This window comes from Aeromonas sp. R10-2 (assembly GCF_040908445.1).
Classification (GTDB): domain Bacteria; phylum Pseudomonadota; class Gammaproteobacteria; order Enterobacterales; family Aeromonadaceae; genus Aeromonas; species Aeromonas veronii.
On sequence record NZ_JBFODS010000028.1, the window covers coordinates 45310 to 65472 of the forward strand.

Sequence of the window (20163 nt, forward strand, 5' to 3'; positions counted from 1 at the left end):
GAAGGGCCATCCCGCGGGATGGCCCTTCTCTTTATCGCCAGGCGATCACTTCTTCTTTTTCTTCTTGGCGGACTTCTTCTTGTCGACCGGCTTTTTCTTCTTCACCGGTACCCGCGCTTCCTTGTGTTTCGGGCGCAGCTCGTCGATCACCCGGCGCTTGAGGCGCTCCTCGGTGTAGCGTTCGATCTTGGCGACCATCGCCATGTCGTGGGCTTCCACCAGGCTGATGGCACAGCCACGGTTGCCAGCGCGGCCGGTACGGCCAATCCGGTGGACGTAGACATCGGCGCCGTAGGGCATGTCGTAGTTGATGACATGGCTGACGTTCGGCAGGTCGATGCCGCGGGCGGCGACGTCGGTGGCGATCAGGAAGGGCACTTCCCCTTCGTGGAACTTGCGGATCGACTCGATACGCTTGCTCTGCTCCATCTCGCCACGGATCCAGGCGCAGGAGATACCTGCCGCCTGCAGCTGGCCGGAGAGCTCCGCCAGACGCTCGCGAGTCTTGACGAAGATGATGGCTTTCTGGGTTTCCGGATCTTTCAGGATATGGGTCAGCAGCGCCAGCTTGTGGGCGGCGTCATCAGCCAGATGGATCCACTGGGTAATGGGTCGACGTTCGCTGCGGGGCGGTTCGGCGTGCAGCTCCACCGGATCCTTGAGGATCTCGTTGGCGAACTTCTCGAGACCAGCCCCTTCCAGGGTGGCGGAGAAGAGCATGGTGTGCTTGCGGTAGCGCGCCTCTTCCACGATGCGGTTCACATCCTTGATAAAGCCCATGTCCAGCATGCGGTCCGCTTCATCCAGCACCAGCACTTCGATGTCGTGGCTCTCGAACTCCTCTTTCTCGATGTACTCGAGCAGACGGCCCGGGGTGGCCACCACGATGTCGGTGGTTTTGGTCAGGGCAGGCAGCTGCTCTTCATGGCTGACGCCGCCGATGATGGTCTCGATGCTGAGGTTGGTGTGAGCCGCCAGCGCCTTGGCGTGGGCGGTCACCTGCAGCGCCAGCTCACGGGTCGGGGTCAGGATCAGCATGCGGCAGGGGCCCGGCTTGCGGCGCGGGAAGTCCAGCAGGTGCTGGAGTGCCGGCAGCAGGAAAGAGGCGGTCTTGCCGGTACCGGTCGGTGCGGATGCCAGAATATCGCGGCCGTCCAAGGCTGGCTCCAGCACCATCTGCTGGATGGTGGTGGGGCGGGTGAATCCCATCTCGGCCAAGGCCCGGTTGAGGGCGGGGTGCAGGTCGAAATCATCAAAGGACTGGCTCATGGCAATACTCGGTCATTAAGGAAACGGCAGATTATAGGCGATTATCTCGTCGGCTCCTATTGGTGAGTGTGTCTTAGCCGCTATAATCGCCCACCATTTTTGCAGATGACGGGGGCCAGATGGGACGTAGTCGCGGATTTACCTTCAAACAGTTCCATATCAATCACGATCGCTGCGCCATGAAGGTGGGTACCGATGGCATTTTGCTCGGTGCCTGGGCGCCGGTCGAACAGGCGCGTCGAGTGCTCGATATCGGCACCGGCAGCGGCCTGATCGCCCTGATGCTGGCCCAGCGCAGCAGATCTGACTGCCGTCTTGATGCGGTCGAGCTGGATATTAATGCGGCCAGTCAGGCGCGGGAGAATGCGGCTGCTTCTCCCTGGGCCGATCGGGTGACCGTCATAGAGAGCGCTATTCAGGATTATCAGGCCGACCCTTATGATCTTGTCGTCTCCAACCCTCCCTATTTCGTGGCAGGCCAGTCATTTAGCGATCCGGCGCGGGCGTTGGCCCGCCATACCGGCGCCCTCGACAGCCACGCATTACTGGCGGCCTGCGATCGTTTGCTGAGCCCGAACGGGCAGGTGGCGCTGGTGCTGCCGACGGCGATGGCCGATGAAATTTTATGCATTTCGGCGAATTATGATCTGCATGGCATTTGTTATACAGCTGTTATCACCAGACAGGGTAAAGAGGCAAATCGTGTTTTATTGCTACTTGGCAGAGGATTAAACAGGTGTGAGAGGGGTGAAATTGTGATCCATTCTGCTGATGGGGCCTATTCCGACAGATATATCCAACTGACCAAGCCCTTCTATTTGAAGATGTAAATTTCGTCTTGAACTATTTTTTCACGCCATTATGCTGGTTCCAGATCGAGCGCCCGCTCCAGACCAGCTAAAACCACTGGTTGCGATGAAAAAACATGCGGGGCTCTTTTTTTATACCCCCTGAACACACTCGGTCAGCGACCGATAAAAACTATAACAAGCAATAATTTACAAGACAGACGAGGTTGAACTTGACGAAATCACTCACATTGTCCGATGTACTCGGATTAGGGTTTATGACCTTCGCCTTCTACCTGGGCGCCGGTAACATCATTTTCCCGCCGTTGGCCGGTTACATGGCTGGTGAGCACCTCTCCCTGGCGATGTTTGGCTTCCTGGTCACTGCCGTGGGCCTGCCTCTGGTAACCATTCTGGCCGTGGCGAAAGCCGGTAACGGTTGGGCTGGCATGACCAAACTGCTGCCTGCCGGTGTCGCGACTGCGCTGGCCGTTGCCATCTATATCATCATAGGCCCAGCCTTTGCCGCGCCCCGTACCGGTCTGGTTGCCTACGAGATGGGCCTCAAGCCGTTCATCGGTGACATGGGTCAGGTTGGTCTGGCTGCCTATACCGTGATCTTCTTTGGTGTGGCCATTCTGGTCTCCATGAACCAGGGCAAGCTGATGGACGCCATCGGCAAATACCTGACTCCGGTACTGATGCTGCTGCTGCTGACTCTGGCTATCGGGGTATTTGTCGCGCCGCAAGGCTCCATGCCTGATGCGTCCGGTGACTATCAGAACAGCCCCTTCGTCAAAGGTATCCTGGAAGGCTACAACACCATGGACACCCTGGCGTCCCTGATGTTTGGCGCCCTGATCGTCGATCTACTGCGCCAGAAAGGCATCAACGATTACAAGAGCCAGTTCAAGTATCTGGCCATTGCCGGCCTTATCTCTGCCGTTGGTCTGAGCGTGGTGTACGTCTCCCTGTTCCAGCTGGGTAACACGGCCGCCGGTGTGGCGACCGATGTCAGCAACGGTGGCGCCATCGTCAACGCCTACGTACTGAGCCTGTTTGGTCAGCCGGGTCAGTTCATTCTGGCGGCCATCATCACTCTGGCGTGCTTTACCACTGCAGTCGGTCTGATCTCCGCCTGTTCCGATTTCTTCCACAATCTGACCGGCATGGCTTACAAAAAGCTGGTGGTGTTGCTGGGCGTTATCTGTGCCGTGGTGGCCAACGTGGGCCTGAGCCAGCTGATCAGCCTCTCCATTCCGGTGCTGGTTGCCATCTATCCGGTTGCCGTGGCGCTGGTACTGGTCACCTTCCTGAAGGGTTACTTCGGTCGTCCCCGTCTGGTGTTCCGTGGGGTGTTGATGGTTGCCTTCCTGTTCGGTTGCCTGGATGGTCTGGGTGCTGCCGGTATGAAGATGGATGCGTTTGCCTTCCTGCCGCTGTTCGACAAGGGCCTCGCCTGGCTGATGCCGACCCTGCTGGCCTGCGTAGTTGGCGTGATGGTGCGTCCGACCGAGATGGCTGCCGAAGCTGCCTGATCACACCCGATCTGATATTGCCAAGAGCCTGCCCCGTGCAGGCTCTTTTGTTTTCTGTGAACCTCGCATTTCACCTCGCTTTGCTGCCGTAATTGTCACCGTACGCAGATAGCATCTGAGCAGCCGTATTTTGCCGCTATAACCCACTCCCCTCTTCTTGCCTTCCATACCTACGTGTGACACCTCTTTATGGTGCGCTGAGTTGTTCGGCGATTAATTCCACAGCGGTAAATTGTTTCAAGATATTAATTGGTGATTGAGATCGAACTCCTCTTCTTTATGCTAAAGGTGGTGCGCCTCATCCGGTCCGCGGGCCGTGTGGGGGCGAGAGGTATTGTTACCGGTTATCTGCCAGGCAGTGGGTGCAATCAATAACAAGCTGATAAGGCAGATGAGGTTGAGTTTGACGAAATCATTGAAGTTGTCCGACGTATTCGGATTGGGGTTTATGACGTTTGCCTTCTATCTGGGGGCTGGCAATATCATTTTTCCGCCGCTGGCCGGTTTTATGGCTGGTGAGCATCTGCTGGCCGCCATGTGCGGCTTTTTGCTAACGGCGGTGGGTTTGCCGCTGATCACCCTGATTGCGGTGGCCAAGGGGAGTTCGGGGGGCGGCGCGAGTGGCTGGACCGGAATGACCCGCTATCTGCCCGCCGGGGCGGCGACGGCGCTGGCCATCGCCATCTATATCATCATGGGGCCCGCCTTTGCCATTCCCCGCACCGGTCTGGTCGCCTACGAGATGGGGCTCAAGCCCTGGCTTGGCGATACCGGTCATGCGGGGCTGCTGATCTACACCCTGAGTTTCTTTGCGCTGGTGATCCTGGTGGCGCTTGATCGGGGCAAGCTGCTTGATGCGGTCGGCAAGTATCTGACCCCAGCCCTGATGGCAATGCTGCTTATTCTGGCGGTCGGGGTCTTTATGACGCCGCAGGGCACCATGCCTGATGCCAGCGGTGAGTACATAGATGCGGCTCTTACCAAAGGAATGCTGGAGGGGTACAACACCATGGATACCCTGGCCTCCCTGATGTTTGGTGCCCTGATCATCGGGTTGCTGCGCCAGAAGGGGATCGAGGATTATCGCAGCCAGTTCAAATATCTGACCATCGCAGGCTTGATCTCGGCAGTCGGGCTGTCGGCGGTGTATGTCTCGCTCTTTCAGCTGGGCAACAGCGCCGGTGGGGTCGCAAGCGATATCAGCAACGGCGGCGCCATCGTCAATGCTTACGTCCTGAGTCTGTTTGGTCAACCGGGTCAGTTTATTCTGGCTGCCATCATCACCCTGGCCTGTTTTACCAGTGCGGTCGGCCTGCTCTGTGCCGGTGCCGACTACTTCCATGGCCTGACAGGTTGGGCCTATCGCAACTGGGTGATGCTGCTGGGGGCGCTCTGTGCAGTAGTGGCCAATGTGGGGCTGAGCGAGCTGATCGGCCTCTCGATTCCGGTGCTGGTGGCCATCTATCCGGTTGCCATCGCGCTGGTGCTGGTGACCTTCCTCAAGGGATGGTTTGCCCAGCCACGGCTGGCGTTTCGCGGCGTGCTGACGGTCGCCTTTCTGTTTGGTTGCCTCGATGGGCTGGGGGCTGCCGGGATGGCGATGGAGGGCTTTGCCTTCCTGCCGCTGTTCGACAAGGGGCTTGCCTGGCTGCTGCCGACTCTGCTGGCCTGCATCGTCGGCATCCTGGTGCGACCAAGCGGGAAGTTGGCGGCCGAAGCGGCTTGATTCAGAAACAACGAGATAGCAAAGAGGCCAGCAACTGCTGGCCTCTTCTGTTTCTGCCGGATCCGTTACCGGATCAGATTTGCGGGCCTGACGGCTTGGGTTTGCCCTCCAGACCATACCAGTGGGTTTCTACCCGTCCGGCATGCCACTCGAAGGTGCCCCAGGGCTGCTTGGCTTCCCAGCGCGGGAAGTTGATGAGCACCCGGTTATCTTCGTACTTGTAGAGGGAGGTGCTGATCTGAATGTCCGACAGGATCAACAGCAGGGCCCAGCAGATGAAAATCCATTTCAATGCTTTCCACATAGGGTTACTCGAAGCAGATTTCGATAGTGGCGCGACCGAAATCCGATTCGAACGGCATCATGATCTTGGTGCCATCGGCACGGTGGGTAATGGTGTGGTTGGGGCCGGAGACGATGATGGGGGTCGCCATGTCAAACTCGTAGCCCTTCTCGCCCAGCATCCGCTTGGCACCGCCGGTCACCATGTTGGTGATTTCACCGACCATGTCGGTCACCTCTTCGTTGATGTTGGCGGGCGCTTCCCCCAGCATGCGGCGCATGATCTCCAGTGCCAGTCCCTTCTCGAAGCTGATGGAGAGGGAACCACGGGTCTGCGGGCCGACCATGCCGATCAGGCCGGAGACGTCGCCGCGCGCCAGCTCATCCATCTTGCGTTTCGGTTTGCCCGGTTTGAGTTCCAGCTGTGCCATGGTCGAGAGCACATTGAGCAGGGATAGCAGGAACGGATTTACAAAATCAGCCTTCATGATGACTTCCTACAGTGGGCGTACAACGGGCACATTGGCCATGTGCCTCTATCGTCTTATTGGTAATAGTAAAACCATGCAAGTGGGCCTGCTCGGAAAACGCGCTATCGATCGCCGTATCGTGAAGCTCGACCACATCCCCGCACTCGTCGCAGATCAGCAACTGCATCGGGTGAGCGTGATCGAAGTGGCAGCATAAGATAAACGCGTTGAGAGATTCCACCTTGTGAGCAAAGCCCTGTTCGAGCAAAAAATCGAGTGCCCGATAGACGGTTGGCGGCTTGGCATTGGCTTCGGTTTGTTGCAACTGGGCCAACAAATCATAGGCGCTGATGGCGTTGCCGTGTGCCGCCAGCAGGCGAAATACCTGACGTCGGGTCGGGGTGAAGCGGATCCCTCGCTGTATACAGAGTCGCTCGGCTCGTTGTAAAAGTTGGTCTTGATTCATGATCGCGCAGATACCCTTTCTATTAGCCGGATACTATCACAGGGCCTCGCATGGCGCGGCGACAAAATTCATTTTCTGGGGCTGCTTCACGTTGTGATAAAATCCGCCCCTTTCTTTAGCCAACCCGGATGATTTTTATGCAGGCGCAGCGTTTTTCCATCGCCCCCATGCTGGACTGGACTGATCGGCATTGCCGTTACTTTCATCGACTGATGAGCCGCCAGACCTTGCTCTATACCGAAATGGTGACCACCGGTGCCATCATCCACGGTAAGGGGGATTATCTGGGTTACAGCGAGCAGGAGCACCCCATCTCCCTGCAGCTGGGTGGCAGCAATCCGGCCGATCTGGCGCGCTGTGCCAAGCTGGCCGAGGAGCGCGGCTATGACGAGGTGAACATCAACGTCGGCTGCCCCTCCGATCGGGTGCAAAACGGCCGCTTTGGTGCCTGCCTGATGGGTGAACCGGCGCTGGTGGCGGACTGCGTCAAGGCGATGCGCGATGTGGTCGATATTCCGGTGACGGTGAAGACCCGTATCGGTATCGACGATCAGGACTCTTACGAGTTTTTGCAGGCCTTTATCGAACAGGTGCGCGATGCTGGTTGCGACACCTTTATCGTCCATGCCCGCAAGGCGTGGCTGAGTGGCCTGAGCCCCAAGGAGAACCGCGAGATCCCGCCCCTCGATTATCCCCGCGTCTATCGGGTCAAGCAGGATTACCCGGAGCTGACCATCGCCCTCAACGGCGGCGTCACCTCCATGGAGCAGACCCTTGAGCACCTGCAACACGTCGATGGCGTCATGATGGGGCGTGAAGCCTATCAGAACCCCTACATTCTGGCGCAGGTGGATAATCTGGTGTTCGGCCAGAACAACGCCGTGCCGAGCCGCCACGAGGTGGTGCGGATGATGCTGCCCTATATCGAGCAGGAGCTGGCCAAGGGCAACTACCTCTCCCACATGACCCGCCACATGCTGGGGCTGTTCCAGAACATGCAGGGGGCTCGCGCCTGGCGCCGTCACCTGAGCGAGAACGCCTGCAAACCGGGGGCGGATATTCAGGTGGTGCTGGATGCCATGGCCAAGGTGCCGGAGTTTGCCGCCAGCGAGCAGGGCGAATAACTCTCCTGTCAGGCAAAGCGAAAAAAGCGCGTCTTGTGACGCGCTTTTTTGATCGCTGTCGCTTCAATATCTGAACTGGTTGATCAGCCGCGAGAGATCCTGCAGCCGCTCTACCAGCAGGGTGATGCCATCGAGGGCCTGCCTGCTGTTGTCGGCGGTGTGGCTGGCCAGCTGGTGGATCTGGTGTACCCCTTCATCGAGGGTCGCCGTGACGTCGGCCTGCTGACTCACCGCCTGGGCGATCTCGTCGCTGGTGCGGGTTACCTGCCCCAACATTTGGTTTATTTGGGTGAGCACATCGGCGGTGGTGCCCGCGTGCTGCTGGCAGCGCACCGAGGTCTGCGCCCCTTGCGTCATCCCGTCCGACAGCTGTCGTGTAGTCTGTTGCAGCGCCTGGATCATCTCGTGGATCTCGCTGGTCGAGGCACGGGTCTTCTGAGCCAGCGCCCTCACTTCATCCGCCACCACGGCAAAACCGCGCCCCTGTTCGCCCGCCCGGGCAGCCTCGATGGCCGCATTGAGGGCGAGCAGGTTGGTCTGGTCGGCGATTTGACTGATCACCTCCAGAATACTGCTGATCTTCTGGCTGTCGCTGGTGAGCTGGGCCAGCACGGCGTGGTTGGCATCCAGCTCCTGATGGAGTTGGTTGACGGCAGATCGGGTGGTCGCCAATGCTTGCAGCCCCTCGTCGGAAACCTGCTGTACCTCTATGACCAGATTGCTCGCCTCATGGGCACTGTGGGCCACATCCCGAATGGAGTGGCTCAGCTCGGTGATGGCGGTCGCCAGCTGCTCGCTATGGGCGCGCTGCTGCTGCAGATGAGTATCAATGGTCTGGATATTGCCCCGGTCATCTTCGGCTGCCTGCAGGATCTGCTGGTTGGTGTCGGCGCTGCGCCCGACCACGGCCTTGAGCTCGGCCTGCTTCATCCGCAGGGCCAGTTCGACGGCCGCCAGGGTATCGCGCCGTCGGGTGTAGAGCACCTGACAGAGGCAGGTTCCCTTGTCTTGATCGGCAAGGGTGAGCAGATGAGCCAGCCGTTGCTGCAAGTGCCAACCGTGGGTTGCCTGTGCCAGCAGCAACAAGGCGGTGGGCAGCAGCCATAACAGGTTGCCGGTGGCAAAGGTAGCAAGGGTGGTGAACAAGGCAGAAACGGAGAGCCAGAGGGTCAGCCGACCCGGTTCAATGTGAAAGCGGCTCAGCCAGGGAAGCGCCTTGCCGCTGCGCAGCAGGCCATAGAGCTGCTCGGCCCAGGCCACATCGCTGGCGGCGGGTTTGGTGCGCACCGACTGGAACTCGACGATCTCCTTCTGCGCATTGAGGATCGGGGTGACGTAAGCGTTTACCCAATAGAACTGGCCGCTTTTGGCGCGGTTCTTGACCAGCCCCATCCAGCTTTTGCCCTGTCGCAGCCGCTGCCACATGTCGGCGAAGGCCGCTTTGGGCATGTCGGGGTGTCGCACCAGATTGTGGGGTACTCCTTCCATTTCGGCAGCACCGTACCCGGCCACATCACAGAAGTGCTGGTTGGCATAGGTAATATGACTGGCGGGATCCGTGGTCGAGATGAGTGCGATGTTGTCGGGGAAGTGTATCTCCCCCTCCTGATGGAGTTTGGTCATGTGTCGTTCCTGAAAAAGCCAAATAACTGATAACTATGTTTTTTATTGTCGTTCTCAGTTAATCATTCTAAGGCTCTTCAGTGACCCGAACTTGGCTTGGGTCAATTAATCAACACAATGAATTGATGAAGTGAGGGTCAGCTGGCCGGGGTGAAATCGTGAACTTCGCCCTTTCTTGGGGCGAGGCGAGGATCATCATCTTTGTACTCATGTACAAGCTGCATGGTTTTGCAGAAGCTGGCTTGTTTGTCGTACTCCTGACGAGCCAACTCGATGGCCCGCTCGGCCCGGCGCCGCTCCATCTTGTCAGACTTGCGATCGCTGAACTGTTGCTGCTGGTGCAGCATCCAGCCGACAAACTCTTGCTGGCATTGGGATTCGCTATTGGCCTGCGCGGGCAGGGTCCACAACAACGAGAGCAGTATCAAATAACGCATGTCTGACTGGGTATTGAAGATTAATTGAACAGAAGGGGCGGCATTTTAGGCTGGAAATCGTGGTGTGAACAGTGTCAATAGCGAGGCCCGGCGGGGCCTCGCATCGTTGTGGCCGGTGTCAGTGTTTGACGAGGTAGAGTTGGCGGCTGTAGGCCACATCTTCCGGGTTGTTGATGGGGTAGCCCTTGAGCCATGGCTTGATGAGTCGGGCATTGGTGTACTGGTAGATGGGGGCGATGGGGGCCTGATCCAGCAGGATCGTCTCCGCCTCGCCAAACAGCTTGCTGCGGCTGGCGGCATCCTGAGTGCTGGCCGCCTCTGCCAACAGTTGGTCATAACGGGCATTGGCAAAGCCTGCCATATTGCCGCTGTGACGGGAGCCCCACAGGCCGAGGAACGCTGACGGGTCGTTGTAATCTGCGACCCAGGAGGAGCGGATCACCTCGAACTGAACGCTCTGGCGACTGTCGAGATAGGTTTTCCACTCCTGATTGGTCAGTTCGACCTCTGCGCCCAGCTTCTGTTTCCACATGCTGGCGATGGCCAGCGCCATCTTCTTGTGAATTTCCGCGGTGTTGTAGAGCAGAGTCAGCTTGAGCGGCTTGTCCGGGCCGTAACCGGCCTCCTTGAGCAGGGACTTGGCCTTGCTGTCCAGCTCCGGCTGGCTGCTGGTGGAGAGCAGGTTGGCGGCCGGGGTAAAGCTGGCGGTCACATCCGGAGTGAAGTGATAAGCCGGTTTCTCGCCGGTGCCGAGCACCTTGTCGGCGATCAGGGCGCGATCGATGGTGTAGGAGAGCGCCTTGCGTACCCGCACATCGTTCAGTGGTGCCTGACGGGTATTGAAAGCGTAGTAGTAGGTGCCGAGCTGATCCGGGGTATAGACCTCATTCGGGATCTGCTGCTTCAGCTTGTCGTACTGCTCCTTGGGGAAGGATTCGGTGATATGCAGATCGCCCGCCAGATAGCGGTTGGTCGCTGCGCTCTCCTGATTGATCGGCATGAAGATCACCTTGGTCAATACGGTATGGGCCCGATCCCAGTAATAAGGATTGGGGGTCAGCTCCAGCTTCTCGTTGACCACCCGGTTGTTCAGCACAAAGGCACCGTTGCCCACCAGTTTGCCGGGTTGGGTCCACAGGTTGCCGTACTGCTCGATGCTGGCCTGATGGAGCGGCGACAGGCTGGGGTGGCTCAGCAGGTTCAGGAAGTAGGGCACCGGCTGGGAGAGGGTCACCTGCAGGGTGTGGTCATCGAGGGCCTTGACCCCCAGCTCGCTGGCAGGCAATTTGCCAGCCACGATCTCGTCCACCTTGTCGAAACGGGCCAGTTGAGCAAACCAAGCGAAGGTGGCCGCCTCTTTCGGGTCGACCAGCTTGCGCCAGCCGTAAACGAAGTCGCCGGCCTTGACCGGATCGCCGTTGGACCAGCGCGCATCCGGGCGCAGATGGAAGGTAAAGAACTGGTTGCCTTTGTTCTCCCAGCTGGCCGCCACCCCGGCAACCGGTTTGCCATCCGGCCCCTGGGTCAGCAGCCCCTCGAACAGATCCCGCAGTACCTGCAACTCCGGCAGACCGACCAGCTTGAGCGGGCTCAGGCTCGCAGGTTCATCCTTGAGGTGGCGAACGACAATCTGCTCGGCGGCGAGTTGTGTTCCGGCGGGAAAATCGGCAGCCTGGACAGCAGCACAGCCCAGCAGGGCCAGCAAGGGGCTCCATCCTTTCATGGGTCGGATCCTTCAAATAGTGTGAAGCGGGGAGAAAACTCGGCGAGAAAATATCGCCGACAGATGGGAAATCATGATATCCCGTTTGCTGGTCTGACCGCCAGCATTCGACTCTCACTCCCAATCGGGGTAGAAGAGCGTTCCCGGCGTCTGTGCAGTTCAATGTGGTGAGGAGTGTCAAACGATGAAAGCATGGTTATTGCTGGCCTGTGTGTTGAGCCAGGGTGCCTGGGCGTTGGCCCCGTGCCAGAGCGACACGGCGGTGGGCAACTGGTGCGAGATCGGCATCGATGCCTTGCACCCGACTCAGGGGGGCGTCGGCCAGATCCAGGTCGATGAGACCCAGGCCACATTGGCGGGCATGAGCGCAAAGCAGCTCGACAAGTTGATGAAAAAGAAAGAGATCCCCGTGGTGATTGCGCCGGATGGCAGCTACTGGCTGGTGGACAGACACCATCTCACCAAGGCGTTGTGGCAGCAGGGCGTCAAGGATGCGCGGGTCAAGGTGATTGGCCGCCTGCAGGACAAGGCCAACTTCTGGAGCCAGATGCAGAACAACCACTGGGCCTGGCTCAAGGATGAGAAGGGACAGCCGCTGACCCCGGAGCAGTTGCCGACCAGTATCGACAAGCTGCCTGATTACCCCTATCGCACCCTCGCCGGACTGCTGCAGAATGCGGGCTACTTTCGCAAGGACAAACAGGTCTATTTCGTCGAGTTTGCCTGGGCCAGCTGGCTCGGTAAGCAGATGCAGTGGATGCCGGTGGACAGCGCCAATCTGGCGGCCCGCCTGCAACAGGCCAAACGGCTCGCCTGCGGCAGCGATGCCAAGGATCTACCCGGTTATCCCGGCAAGCAGTGCAGCCTCAACCAGTCCAAAAGCGCGCAATGAGTGGATGTGCGATGGCGGCATCCAGAGCATGCCGGAGATAACAGAGGGCGACCCTAGGGTCGCCCTTATGCTGTCAGCTACTGGTTAGCGGTGGTCACTCATGGCACTCCGCCCAGTGGGCAGCCGCCTGTTCAAGCAGGGCGACGTCACCTTGCTGGATCAGCGGTAGCAGATCGTTGACCTGTTGATCCGGCCAATCCCACCAGGCGAGGGCCTGTAGCCGGGCAATCTCCTCCTCGCCAAAGCGCATCCGCACCACCTTGGCCGGGGTGCCCGCCACCATGGCATAGGGCGGCACATCCTGATTGACCAGCGAACGGGCGGCGATGATGGCGCCGTTGCCGATGGTGACGCCGGGCATGATCATCGCCTCCATGCCGATCCAGACATCGTTGCCGATGCGGGTATCGCCAGCGGGGCGGTAGCTGCGCTGGAGCGCCGCCAGATCGGCGAACGGATAGGTGTTGATGAAGGCCGTGTTGTGGGTGTGGTTGCCCCCCATGATGATCTTTACCCCGGCGGCAATCTGCACATAGTCGCCGATATGGAGCCGGTCGATATGCCACAGCGGCTCCCAGCCAGTTTCCGGGCTGCGGCTGAAGGGATCGCCATGGAGGTAGCGCACCGCCACCTCTTCGAAGGGGCCATCCCAGGCGCCCGAGTAGTAGCTGTGCTGCCCCTTTAGGCAGATATTGGTGTTGGTCACCGTCAGGTGCAGGTATTCGACCTGCGACCAGTGTTGGCAGGTGTTCATGCTGGTACTCCTTTGCTGAATGGATCGGATGGGTTGCGTTCGCGTGAGCGCAGCTAATAGATCCAGACCAGCATGCGGGGCACGCAGAGCAGGGAGCAGCCCAGCATCTGCGGGAGGCGTGGTCGCATAGTGGAGGGCTCCAAAGAAGGGGGGGAGGGGCGCGATCATAAGGTCGGGTGCCGGGTTTGCCAAGGTTGCGCAGAGATCCTGCACTAACCCTCTGGTTGATATTTATTCTCAATTAGCCATGATAACACTCCCACCATGACGGACTCGGGAGAGCGAGATGACACCGCAAAGTTGGCAACGATACATGCTGGAGGCGGAGCGTGCCTGGCAGGCCGGTTCGCTGGGGGCAGCGATCTGCTTTTATCAGCAGGCGCTGGGGGATGTTTACGAGATGACCCAGGTCGAGTTGACCGAGCTGGCCACCATGCGGGTCGCCACCTGTCACCGGCTGGCCGACTTCTGGCGGGCGATGGATGAGCCAACTTACGAGCTGCGCTACCTGAAGCTTGCCTCCGAGCTGGTGACTGCGCTGGTGCCGCAGTGCCCCAACCGGGAGTGCGAGGCACTGATCAGCGAGCTGGGTTGCTGTCGCGGCGCCCTGCTCGCGTTTCTCAAGCGCCACCCCAATCCGGAAATTGCCCGGCTGATCCAGCTGCAGGACAAGGTGCAGGGCTGCGAGCTGATCGGCCGTTTTCGCCTCAACTGAACGGGTTTGTGCGCGGCTCAGCTCCGCCGTTTGAGTTTCTGGGCGATGCGCTGCTGCGCCTCTTCCCCTTGCAGTGCCTGGGCGAAGGCGCGCGCTTCCAGATCAATGACGAAGTGCACCGCCTGTTTAAGCTCCTGTTTCAGCAGCGCCTTGCTCTTTTGCAGCGCTCTGGGCGGTTTGGCCGCCAGCTTCAGTCCCTGCTCGCGGGCAAGGGAGAGCACTCCATTGGCCGCCACCACCTTGTTGGCCAACCCGAGCCGTAGCGCTTCCTCGGCATCAATCGCCTCGGCCAGCAGCAACAGCTCGGCTGCCTTGAGGTGTCCCACCAGACGTGGCAGCAGCAGGCTGGAGGCAAACTCCGGCACCAGCCCCAGCTCGACGAAAGGGAGCTGCAAGCGGGCGTTATCCGCCAGATAGACCAGATCGCAGTGCAGCAGAATGGTGGTACCAATCCCCACCGCCGGGCCTGCAACGGCGGCGATCACGGGTTTGGGGAAGTCGGCAAGGGTGTGGAGGAACTGCAGGATGGGGTCGTCGGGCTCCAGAGAGCTCTTGCCCATGAAGTCGGCCAGATCATTGCCCGCGGTAAAGCAATCCTGCTGCCCCTGCAACAGCAGGACATGCACCTCCTCATCGGCAGCCGCCTCTCGCAGCACTGCCACCAGTTGCTTATACAGCTCGGTATTGAGAGCGTTGCGTTTGTCGGGGCGGTTGAGGGTCAGGGTGAGCAAGCCATCCTGCTGCTCGGCAATGAGAATGGGGGCCATGTCTAAATCCTTGTTATTGAAAGGTGCAAAAAAGGTTGCTGCTGGGGTAACCTTGGCGCCGTTTAACAACATCATAAAAGGATTTCAACCATGTTTAAACGTGCGTTTTATTCTCTGCTGGTTCTGGGGATGACTGCGCCAGCACTGGCCAAGGTCGAGGCCGTCGACGGCTATGTGCGCCTGTTGCCGCCGGGCTCCCCCAACACTGCCGCCTTTATGGTGCTGAAGAATGACGCCGACCAGCCGGTCAAGCTGGTGGCGGCGGCTTCTGCTGCGGCCGGGCGTGCCGAGCTGCACACTCACCTGCACGAAAATGGCGTGATGAAGATGCGTCAGGTCGAGAATATCGAGATCCCGGCCAGGGGCGAAGCGGTGCTGAAACCGGGCAGCCTGCACATCATGCTGTTCGAGGTGGGCACGCTCTCCGAGCAGACTCCTTTCCCGCTCACCCTCACCATGGATGATGGTCAGAAGCTGGAGCTGTCACTGCCGGTGAAGCCGATTGAGCCGATGGCAGAGATGAAGCATATGAAGCACTGACATTTGTCGTCGTTTGTTCAGGATTGACGCTGGGTATTTTGGCTGCACCGAGTAAAATAGTGCTCTTTTCCATGTATGTAAGAGGAAGTGACGTAATGAAAAAGACGCTGATTGCCGGTTTTGTGCTGGCTCTGTGCAGCCAGAGTGCCATGGCCGCTGACGACTGGCGTTTTGCCGCCGGTGCCGACGTATGGGCCGCCAAGGGCAGTGGTCAGGCTTATGGCACCAGTGCTGATGGCAGCTATGACGACAGCTACAACTGGAACGGCTATCTGCAACTGGAACACGGCATCATCTTCCTGCCGAACGCCAAGTTTGAAGTCTCAGATTTCAGCACCTCCGGCGGCAACTTCAAGAACGATCTGACTGCCTACGATCTGAGCCTCTACTACCGTCTGTTCAACAACGATCTGTTCAAGATCGATCTGGGTATGACCGGCCGTCACTACGATGGCGAGCAGGTCTACTTCGGTCGCAAGGGTTATGACGAAGATACCTTGATGGCCTATGCCGGCAGCGAAGTGAAGATCCCGGGCACCGGCATCGCCTTCTTCGGCGATCTGCGCACTCACGATGCGGACAACTATGACTACCGTCTGGGTGGTTCCTACAAGTTCTCATCCATGCCGATCAAGCTGCGTGCCGGCTGGCGTGAAGCCAAGGTCGACTTCGCCAATATCGACCAGTCTGTCGATGGCTGGTTCATGGGCGGCGAATTCACTTTCTAATCTGACGTTGTCTGACAACGGGGGTGATATTCTTCGCCAACATCTATCAGAGCATTCTGTCGATGGATGGTTCATGGGCGATGAATTCACTTTCTAATCTGACCGTCGACTGACGACGAGGAGCGATAATGGGCCACATCATAGTGACAGGTGCCGGTTCTGGTCTCGGCCGGGCGCTGACCATAGGTCTGGTTGAGCGGGGCCATCAGGTCTCCATGATGGGGCGCCGTTATCAGCGACTGCAGGAGCAGGAACAACTGCTCGGCAGCACGGTGATCGGTATCGCTGCCGATCTGGCGCACCATGAAGAGGTCGACATCGCCTTCGCCGCTGCGGTGGAGTGGGGTGGCCTGCCCGACATGGTGATCCACTGCGCCGGGGTGGGCGAGTTTGGCCCGGTCGGTGTCTATACCGCCGAGCAGATCCGCCGGGTGGTGGAGAGCAACCTTATCTCCACCATTCTGGTGGCTCAGCAGACGGTGCGGCTTATCGGTGAGAAAGGCGGAGTGTTGGCCAATGTGCTCTCCTCCGCCGCTCAGGTGGGCAAGGCTAACGAGAGCCTCTACTGTGCCTCCAAATGGGGGATGCGCGGCTTTCTCGAATCCTTGCGCGCCGAGCTGAAAGGCTCGCCACTGCGGCTGGTCAACCTCTACCCGAGTGGGATCCGCAGCGAATTCTGGGACAACTCGGATCACGTGGACCCGAGTGGCTTCATGACCCCGGAAGATGCGGCGGCCTATATGCTCGACGCGCTGGAAGCCAGAAGCAGTTGCCACGTGACTGACCTCTTTATCGGTCGCAATCCCTGAGGCGAAGCCCGCCATCCGGTTGCCGTCGTCAGCACACAGAAACAAAAAGCGCGCCAAATGGCGCGCTTTTTTATATCGGGAAGAGGGCGGAATTAACGGCCGAGCTTGGCCTTGATCATGGCGACGATGTCGCTGATGGCCACTTCCTGCTTCTCGCCGGTGCGGCGGCACTTGTACTCCACCACGCCGTTGTCCAGACCGCGATCGCCGATGACGATGGCGTGCGGGATGCCCAGCAGCTCCATGTCGGCGAACATCACGCCCGGGCGCTCTTTACGGTCGTCGAACAGCACGTCCACACCGGCGGCTTTCAGCTCGGCGTAGAACTGCTGTGCCTGCTCGGCCACGCGCTCGGACTTGTGCATGTTCATCGGCACGATGGCCACTTCGAACGGGGCTATGGCGTCCGGCCAGATGATGCCGTACTGGTCGTTGTTCTGCTCGATGGCGGCAGCCACCAGACGGGAAACCCCGATACCGTAGCAACCCATCTCCATGGTGACGGATTTGCCAGCTTCGTTCAGCACGCTCGCCTTCATCGCTTCGGAGTACTTGGTACCCAGCTGGAAGATGTGGCCCACTTCGATACCGCGCTTGAGCAGCAGCTTGCCCTGGCCGCACGGGCTCGGGTCGCCTTCCACCACGTTGCGCAGGTCGGCAACTTCGTAGGTAGCGATGTCACGATCCCAGTTGGCACCGGTCAGGTGGAAGCCGGTCTCGTTGGCGCCGCAGACGAAGTCCGCCAGATGTGCGGCGCTGCGATCGACGATGATGCGACCGGCAAAGCCGACCGGGCCGATGGAGCCTGCATCGCAACCGGCGGCAGCTTTAATCTGCTCGTCGTTGGCGAAGGTCAGCGGGTTGGCCACGCCAGCCAGTTTCTCGGCCTTGATTTCGTTCAGTTCGTGGTCGCCACGCAGTACCAGCGCGATGACGGCCTGCTTGCCGTGCTCATCTTCCTCTGCCAGTACCAGCAGGGTCTTGGCGATGGTGGTCGGTGCCACGTTCAGGAAAGCGGCCACTTCGTCGATGGTGTGGACGTTCGGGGTGGCAACCTTGGTCAGGGCTGCGGTGGCGGCAGCGCGCTCACCAGCCGGTGCCAGCGCTTCGGCCATCTCGATGTTGGCGGCGTAATCGGAGCTGTCGGAGAAGGCGATCAAGTCTTCACCGCTCTCGGCCAGCACCTGGAATTCGTGGGAACCGGTACCACCGATGGAACCGGTATCGGCCTGCACCGGACGGAAGTTCAGGCCCATGCGGGTGAACGCCTTGCAGTAGGCGGCGTGCATCTTCTCGTAGGTATCGACCAGAGACTCTTTGTCGATGTGGAAGGAGTAGGCATCCTTCATCAGGAATTCGCGGCCGCGCATCACGCCGAAACGGGGGCGCACTTCGTCGCGGAACTTGGTCTGGATCTGGTAGAGGTTGAGCGGCAGCTGCTTATAGCTGTTCACTTCGTAACGCACCAGCGCAGTGATCACCTCTTCGTGGGTCGGGCCCAGTACGAAGGGACGGTTGTGACGGTCGGTCAGACGGCACAGCTCGGGACCGTAGTCATCCCAGCGGCCGGACTCCTGCCACAGCTCGGCAGGCTGAACCACCGGCATGGAGACTTCGACGGCACCAGCATTGTTCATCTCTTCGCGAACAATGTTCTCGATTTTCTTCAGTACCCGCAGACCGGTTGGCAACCAGGCATACATGCCGGAGGCCAGTTTACGGATCATCCCGGCGCGCAGCATCAGCTGGTGGCTGACAACTTCAGCGTCGGAGGGGGTTTCCTTGAGAGTGGAAAGCAGATATTGGCTGGTACGCATCGCGGTAGACCTTAGCTAGAACGGGCGCGGGGCCCAGGATAATTTCAAGGGCGGAATTTTAACAGGCTGGGCGTTGCGGCCCAAGGGCTAAATTTGCCGCAACCCGAAAGGTGACAACGCCCGGCAGATGGCCAGGGGCAATGACCATTGCAACAAGCAGGCTTTTTATGCCTGCAATTTGGCCGGATCTCCGCTAAACTCTGCCACCTTTTCTCGATGGGCATGGCTTTGCTGCGTTCATCACCCCCCATTTTTAGTACTTTTGGAGCCGCTCATGCCGTTAGTGGGACATCAACACCAGATCGAGATCCTGGAACTGACCGACAAAGGAGATGGCAAAGGACGCCTGTTCGATCGCCCCCTGTTTGTCGAAGGTCTGCTGCCCGGTGAGCAGGCGCTGGTGGAGCTGACCGAGGTCAAGCCGAACTATCTGCACGGCAAGGTTGCCGAGCTGCTCCAGCCCTCTGCCGATCGGGTTGCCGATTTCTGCCCCAACACCGAGTGTGGTGGCTGTCAGGTACGTCCGCTGGCCTATCCGGCCCAGCTCAAGCTCAAGCAAGCACTGGTGCAGAGCGCACTGGAGCAGGTCGGGCTGGGTGACACCCCGGTCAAGGATATCCTTGGCATGGAAAGCCCGTTCGCCTATCGCAACAAGGCGCAATATGCGGTGCGTGGCTGCGATGCCGGTGCCGAGATCGGTTTTTATCGCAAGCACTCCCACGATCTCATCACCGCCGATGACTGTGCGGTGCAGGATCCGCTGCACGTCGAGCTCAACGCCCGGGTGCGCAACTGGATGCGCGAGCACGACATCGCCGCCTATGACGAAGTAAACCACAGCGGCTGCGTGCGCAACCTGATGACCCGCAAGGGCTTCAAGAGCGGCGAGCTGATGGTGGTGCTGGTGACCCTGGGCGAGGAGCTGCCGTTCGAAGCCGAGCTGCTGGCCGCCCTGAGCGATCTGCCGGTCACTACCCTGGTGCAGAACATCAACGATGAGCGCACCAACCGCATTCTGGGTGCCACCAACCGGGTGCTGCTCGGCGAAGGGGTGATCCGCGACAAGATCCATGAGCTCGAGTTCGAGATCTCGCCGCTCTCCTTCTTCCAGAACAACCCGACCCAGACCGATGTGCTCTACTCCAGCGCCCTCGAGTATGCCGAGCTGACCGGCAACGAGACGGTGTTCGATATCTATTGCGGTATCGGCACCATCTCCCTGTTCCTGGCTGGCAAGGCCGCCAAGGTCGTCGGGATCGAGTCGGTGGAGAGCGCCATCAGCGATGCCCGTCGCAACGCCGCCCTCAACGGCATCGAGCACACCGAATTCCACGTCGGCAAGGCAGAGCAGCTGATGCCCGAATTGCACGCCCAAGGCGTGACCGCTGACGTGGTGGTAATGGATCCGCCGCGCAAAGGCTGTGACAAGGCGGTGCTGCAGACCCTGGTCGCCATGGCGCCTCGTCGTCTGGTCTATGTCTCCTGCAACCCGCAGACCCTGGCCCGCGATCTCGCCTGGCTGGTCAAGCAGGGCTTCGTGCTGGATGAGGTGCAACCGGTCGATATGTTCCCGCACTCCATGCATGTGGAAGCGGTTGCCCGCCTGAGCTTGCCCGCCAAGGCATAAGTCGCCCCCGACTCTTGCCCATAAAAAAACGACGCCAGCTGGCGTCGTTTTTTTATCTCTGCAATCGG

Annotated in this window: 20 protein-coding genes; 10 read left to right on the top strand and 10 right to left on the bottom strand. The window is 59.5% G+C overall.

Features of this window, described 5'->3' with window-relative positions:
- Positions 1–45: 45 nt before the first annotated feature.
- A complete protein-coding gene (gene srmB, locus AB5Y97_RS06290; RefSeq protein WP_005335816.1) occupies positions 46–1269 on the bottom strand; it encodes an ATP-dependent RNA helicase SrmB in 1224 nt (407 codons plus the stop codon).
- Between the two features lie 119 nt (positions 1270–1388).
- Here srmB and AB5Y97_RS06295 point away from each other — a divergent pair, with 119 nt between their 5' ends.
- The 3 genes from AB5Y97_RS06295 (at position 1389) to brnQ (AB5Y97_RS06305) (ending at position 5321) form a co-directional block, all read left to right on the top strand.
- Positions 1389–2099, top strand: a complete 711-nt coding sequence (locus tag AB5Y97_RS06295; RefSeq protein ID WP_274161121.1) for a tRNA1(Val) (adenine(37)-N6)-methyltransferase — start codon at positions 1389–1391, stop codon at positions 2097–2099.
- A 191-nt stretch (positions 2100–2290) separates the two neighbouring features.
- Entirely contained in the window at positions 2291–3595 is a 1305-nt protein-coding gene (gene brnQ / locus AB5Y97_RS06300; RefSeq protein ID WP_040067130.1) for a branched-chain amino acid transport system II carrier protein, read from the top strand.
- A gap of 448 nt (positions 3596–4043) precedes the next feature.
- Positions 4044–5321 (top strand): branched-chain amino acid transport system II carrier protein, encoded by a 1278-nt coding sequence (brnQ, locus tag AB5Y97_RS06305; RefSeq protein WP_274161131.1) that lies wholly within the window; start codon positions 4044–4046, stop codon positions 5319–5321.
- A gap of 73 nt (positions 5322–5394) precedes the next feature.
- Here the strand turns inward: brnQ (AB5Y97_RS06305) and AB5Y97_RS06310 are convergent, their stop codons facing one another.
- The 3 genes from AB5Y97_RS06310 to zur are packed head-to-tail and all read right to left on the bottom strand — an operon-like array spanning position 5395 to position 6539.
- A complete protein-coding gene (locus AB5Y97_RS06310) occupies positions 5395–5625 on the bottom strand; it encodes a hypothetical protein (protein WP_040066994.1) in 231 nt (76 codons plus the stop codon).
- 4 nt (positions 5626–5629) lie between these two features.
- Positions 5630–6091 (bottom strand): chemotaxis protein CheX, encoded by a 462-nt coding sequence (locus AB5Y97_RS06315; protein WP_005335807.1) that lies wholly within the window; start codon positions 6089–6091, stop codon positions 5630–5632.
- Positions 6081–6539: a zinc uptake transcriptional repressor Zur gene (gene zur / locus AB5Y97_RS06320; RefSeq protein WP_330125467.1), complete on the bottom strand. Its 459-nt coding sequence runs from the start codon at positions 6537–6539 to the stop codon at positions 6081–6083. Before zur ends, AB5Y97_RS06315 begins: the two co-directional genes overlap by 11 nt.
- A 137-nt stretch (positions 6540–6676) precedes the next feature.
- On the opposite strand from zur, the gene dusA reads away from it, so the two are divergent.
- Positions 6677–7663, top strand: a complete 987-nt coding sequence (gene dusA, locus AB5Y97_RS06325; RefSeq protein ID WP_019445726.1) for a tRNA dihydrouridine(20/20a) synthase DusA — start codon at positions 6677–6679, stop codon at positions 7661–7663.
- Between the two features lie 63 nt (positions 7664–7726).
- On the opposite strand, the gene AB5Y97_RS06330 is transcribed toward dusA, so the two are convergent.
- The 3 genes from AB5Y97_RS06330 to AB5Y97_RS06340 all read right to left on the bottom strand — a co-directional run bounded on the left by AB5Y97_RS06330 (position 7727) and on the right by AB5Y97_RS06340 (position 11446).
- The gene (locus AB5Y97_RS06330; protein WP_368157378.1) at positions 7727–9286 is read right to left on the bottom strand and encodes a methyl-accepting chemotaxis protein; all 1560 of its coding nucleotides are present in this window, start codon (positions 9284–9286) and stop codon (positions 7727–7729) included.
- Between the two features lie 137 nt (positions 9287–9423).
- Entirely contained in the window at positions 9424–9723 is a 300-nt protein-coding gene (locus tag AB5Y97_RS06335) for a hypothetical protein (protein ID WP_013723462.1), read from the bottom strand.
- A 118-nt stretch (positions 9724–9841) separates the two neighbouring features.
- Positions 9842–11446: an ABC transporter substrate-binding protein gene (locus AB5Y97_RS06340; protein ID WP_368157379.1), complete on the bottom strand. Its 1605-nt coding sequence runs from the start codon at positions 11444–11446 to the stop codon at positions 9842–9844.
- A gap of 184 nt (positions 11447–11630) precedes the next feature.
- Here AB5Y97_RS06340 and AB5Y97_RS06345 point away from each other — a divergent pair, with 184 nt between their 5' ends.
- Entirely contained in the window at positions 11631–12338 is a 708-nt protein-coding gene (locus tag AB5Y97_RS06345; RefSeq protein ID WP_075115998.1) for a ParB-like protein, read from the top strand.
- A gap of 94 nt (positions 12339–12432) precedes the next feature.
- On the opposite strand, the gene AB5Y97_RS06350 is transcribed toward AB5Y97_RS06345, so the two are convergent.
- Entirely contained in the window at positions 12433–13092 is a 660-nt protein-coding gene (locus tag AB5Y97_RS06350; protein ID WP_368157380.1) for a CatB-related O-acetyltransferase, read from the bottom strand.
- 286 nt (positions 13093–13378) lie between these two features.
- On the opposite strand from AB5Y97_RS06350, the gene AB5Y97_RS06355 reads away from it, so the two are divergent.
- Positions 13379–13807 carry a DUF2753 family protein gene (locus tag AB5Y97_RS06355; protein WP_005335785.1) on the top strand — a complete coding sequence of 143 codons (429 nt, stop codon included), beginning with the start codon at positions 13379–13381 and terminating at the stop codon, positions 13805–13807.
- A gap of 17 nt (positions 13808–13824) precedes the next feature.
- Here AB5Y97_RS06355 and AB5Y97_RS06360 read toward each other — a convergent pair whose 3' ends face one another.
- Positions 13825–14574 carry an enoyl-CoA hydratase-related protein gene (locus tag AB5Y97_RS06360; RefSeq protein WP_368157381.1) on the bottom strand — a complete coding sequence of 250 codons (750 nt, stop codon included), beginning with the start codon at positions 14572–14574 and terminating at the stop codon, positions 13825–13827.
- Between the two features lie 90 nt (positions 14575–14664).
- Here AB5Y97_RS06360 and AB5Y97_RS06365 point away from each other — a divergent pair, with 90 nt between their 5' ends.
- The 3 genes from AB5Y97_RS06365 (at position 14665) to AB5Y97_RS06375 (ending at position 16651) form a co-directional block, all read left to right on the top strand.
- The gene (locus AB5Y97_RS06365; RefSeq protein WP_368157382.1) at positions 14665–15114 is read left to right on the top strand and encodes a copper chaperone PCu(A)C; all 450 of its coding nucleotides are present in this window, start codon (positions 14665–14667) and stop codon (positions 15112–15114) included.
- 95 nt (positions 15115–15209) lie between these two features.
- Positions 15210–15842, top strand: coding sequence for a TIGR04219 family outer membrane beta-barrel protein (locus AB5Y97_RS06370; protein ID WP_005354809.1), 633 nt, complete (start codon positions 15210–15212; stop codon positions 15840–15842).
- A 128-nt stretch (positions 15843–15970) separates the two neighbouring features.
- Positions 15971–16651 carry an SDR family oxidoreductase gene (locus tag AB5Y97_RS06375; protein WP_265773488.1) on the top strand — a complete coding sequence of 227 codons (681 nt, stop codon included), beginning with the start codon at positions 15971–15973 and terminating at the stop codon, positions 16649–16651.
- A 92-nt stretch (positions 16652–16743) separates the two neighbouring features.
- Here the strand turns inward: AB5Y97_RS06375 and AB5Y97_RS06380 are convergent, their stop codons facing one another.
- A complete protein-coding gene (locus tag AB5Y97_RS06380; RefSeq protein ID WP_368157383.1) occupies positions 16744–18468 on the bottom strand; it encodes a proline--tRNA ligase in 1725 nt (574 codons plus the stop codon).
- Between the two features lie 274 nt (positions 18469–18742).
- Between AB5Y97_RS06380 and rlmD the strand changes: the two genes are divergently transcribed.
- The gene (gene rlmD / locus AB5Y97_RS06385; protein ID WP_042081561.1) at positions 18743–20095 is read left to right on the top strand and encodes a 23S rRNA (uracil(1939)-C(5))-methyltransferase RlmD; all 1353 of its coding nucleotides are present in this window, start codon (positions 18743–18745) and stop codon (positions 20093–20095) included.
- Positions 20096–20163: the final 68 nt, after the last annotated feature.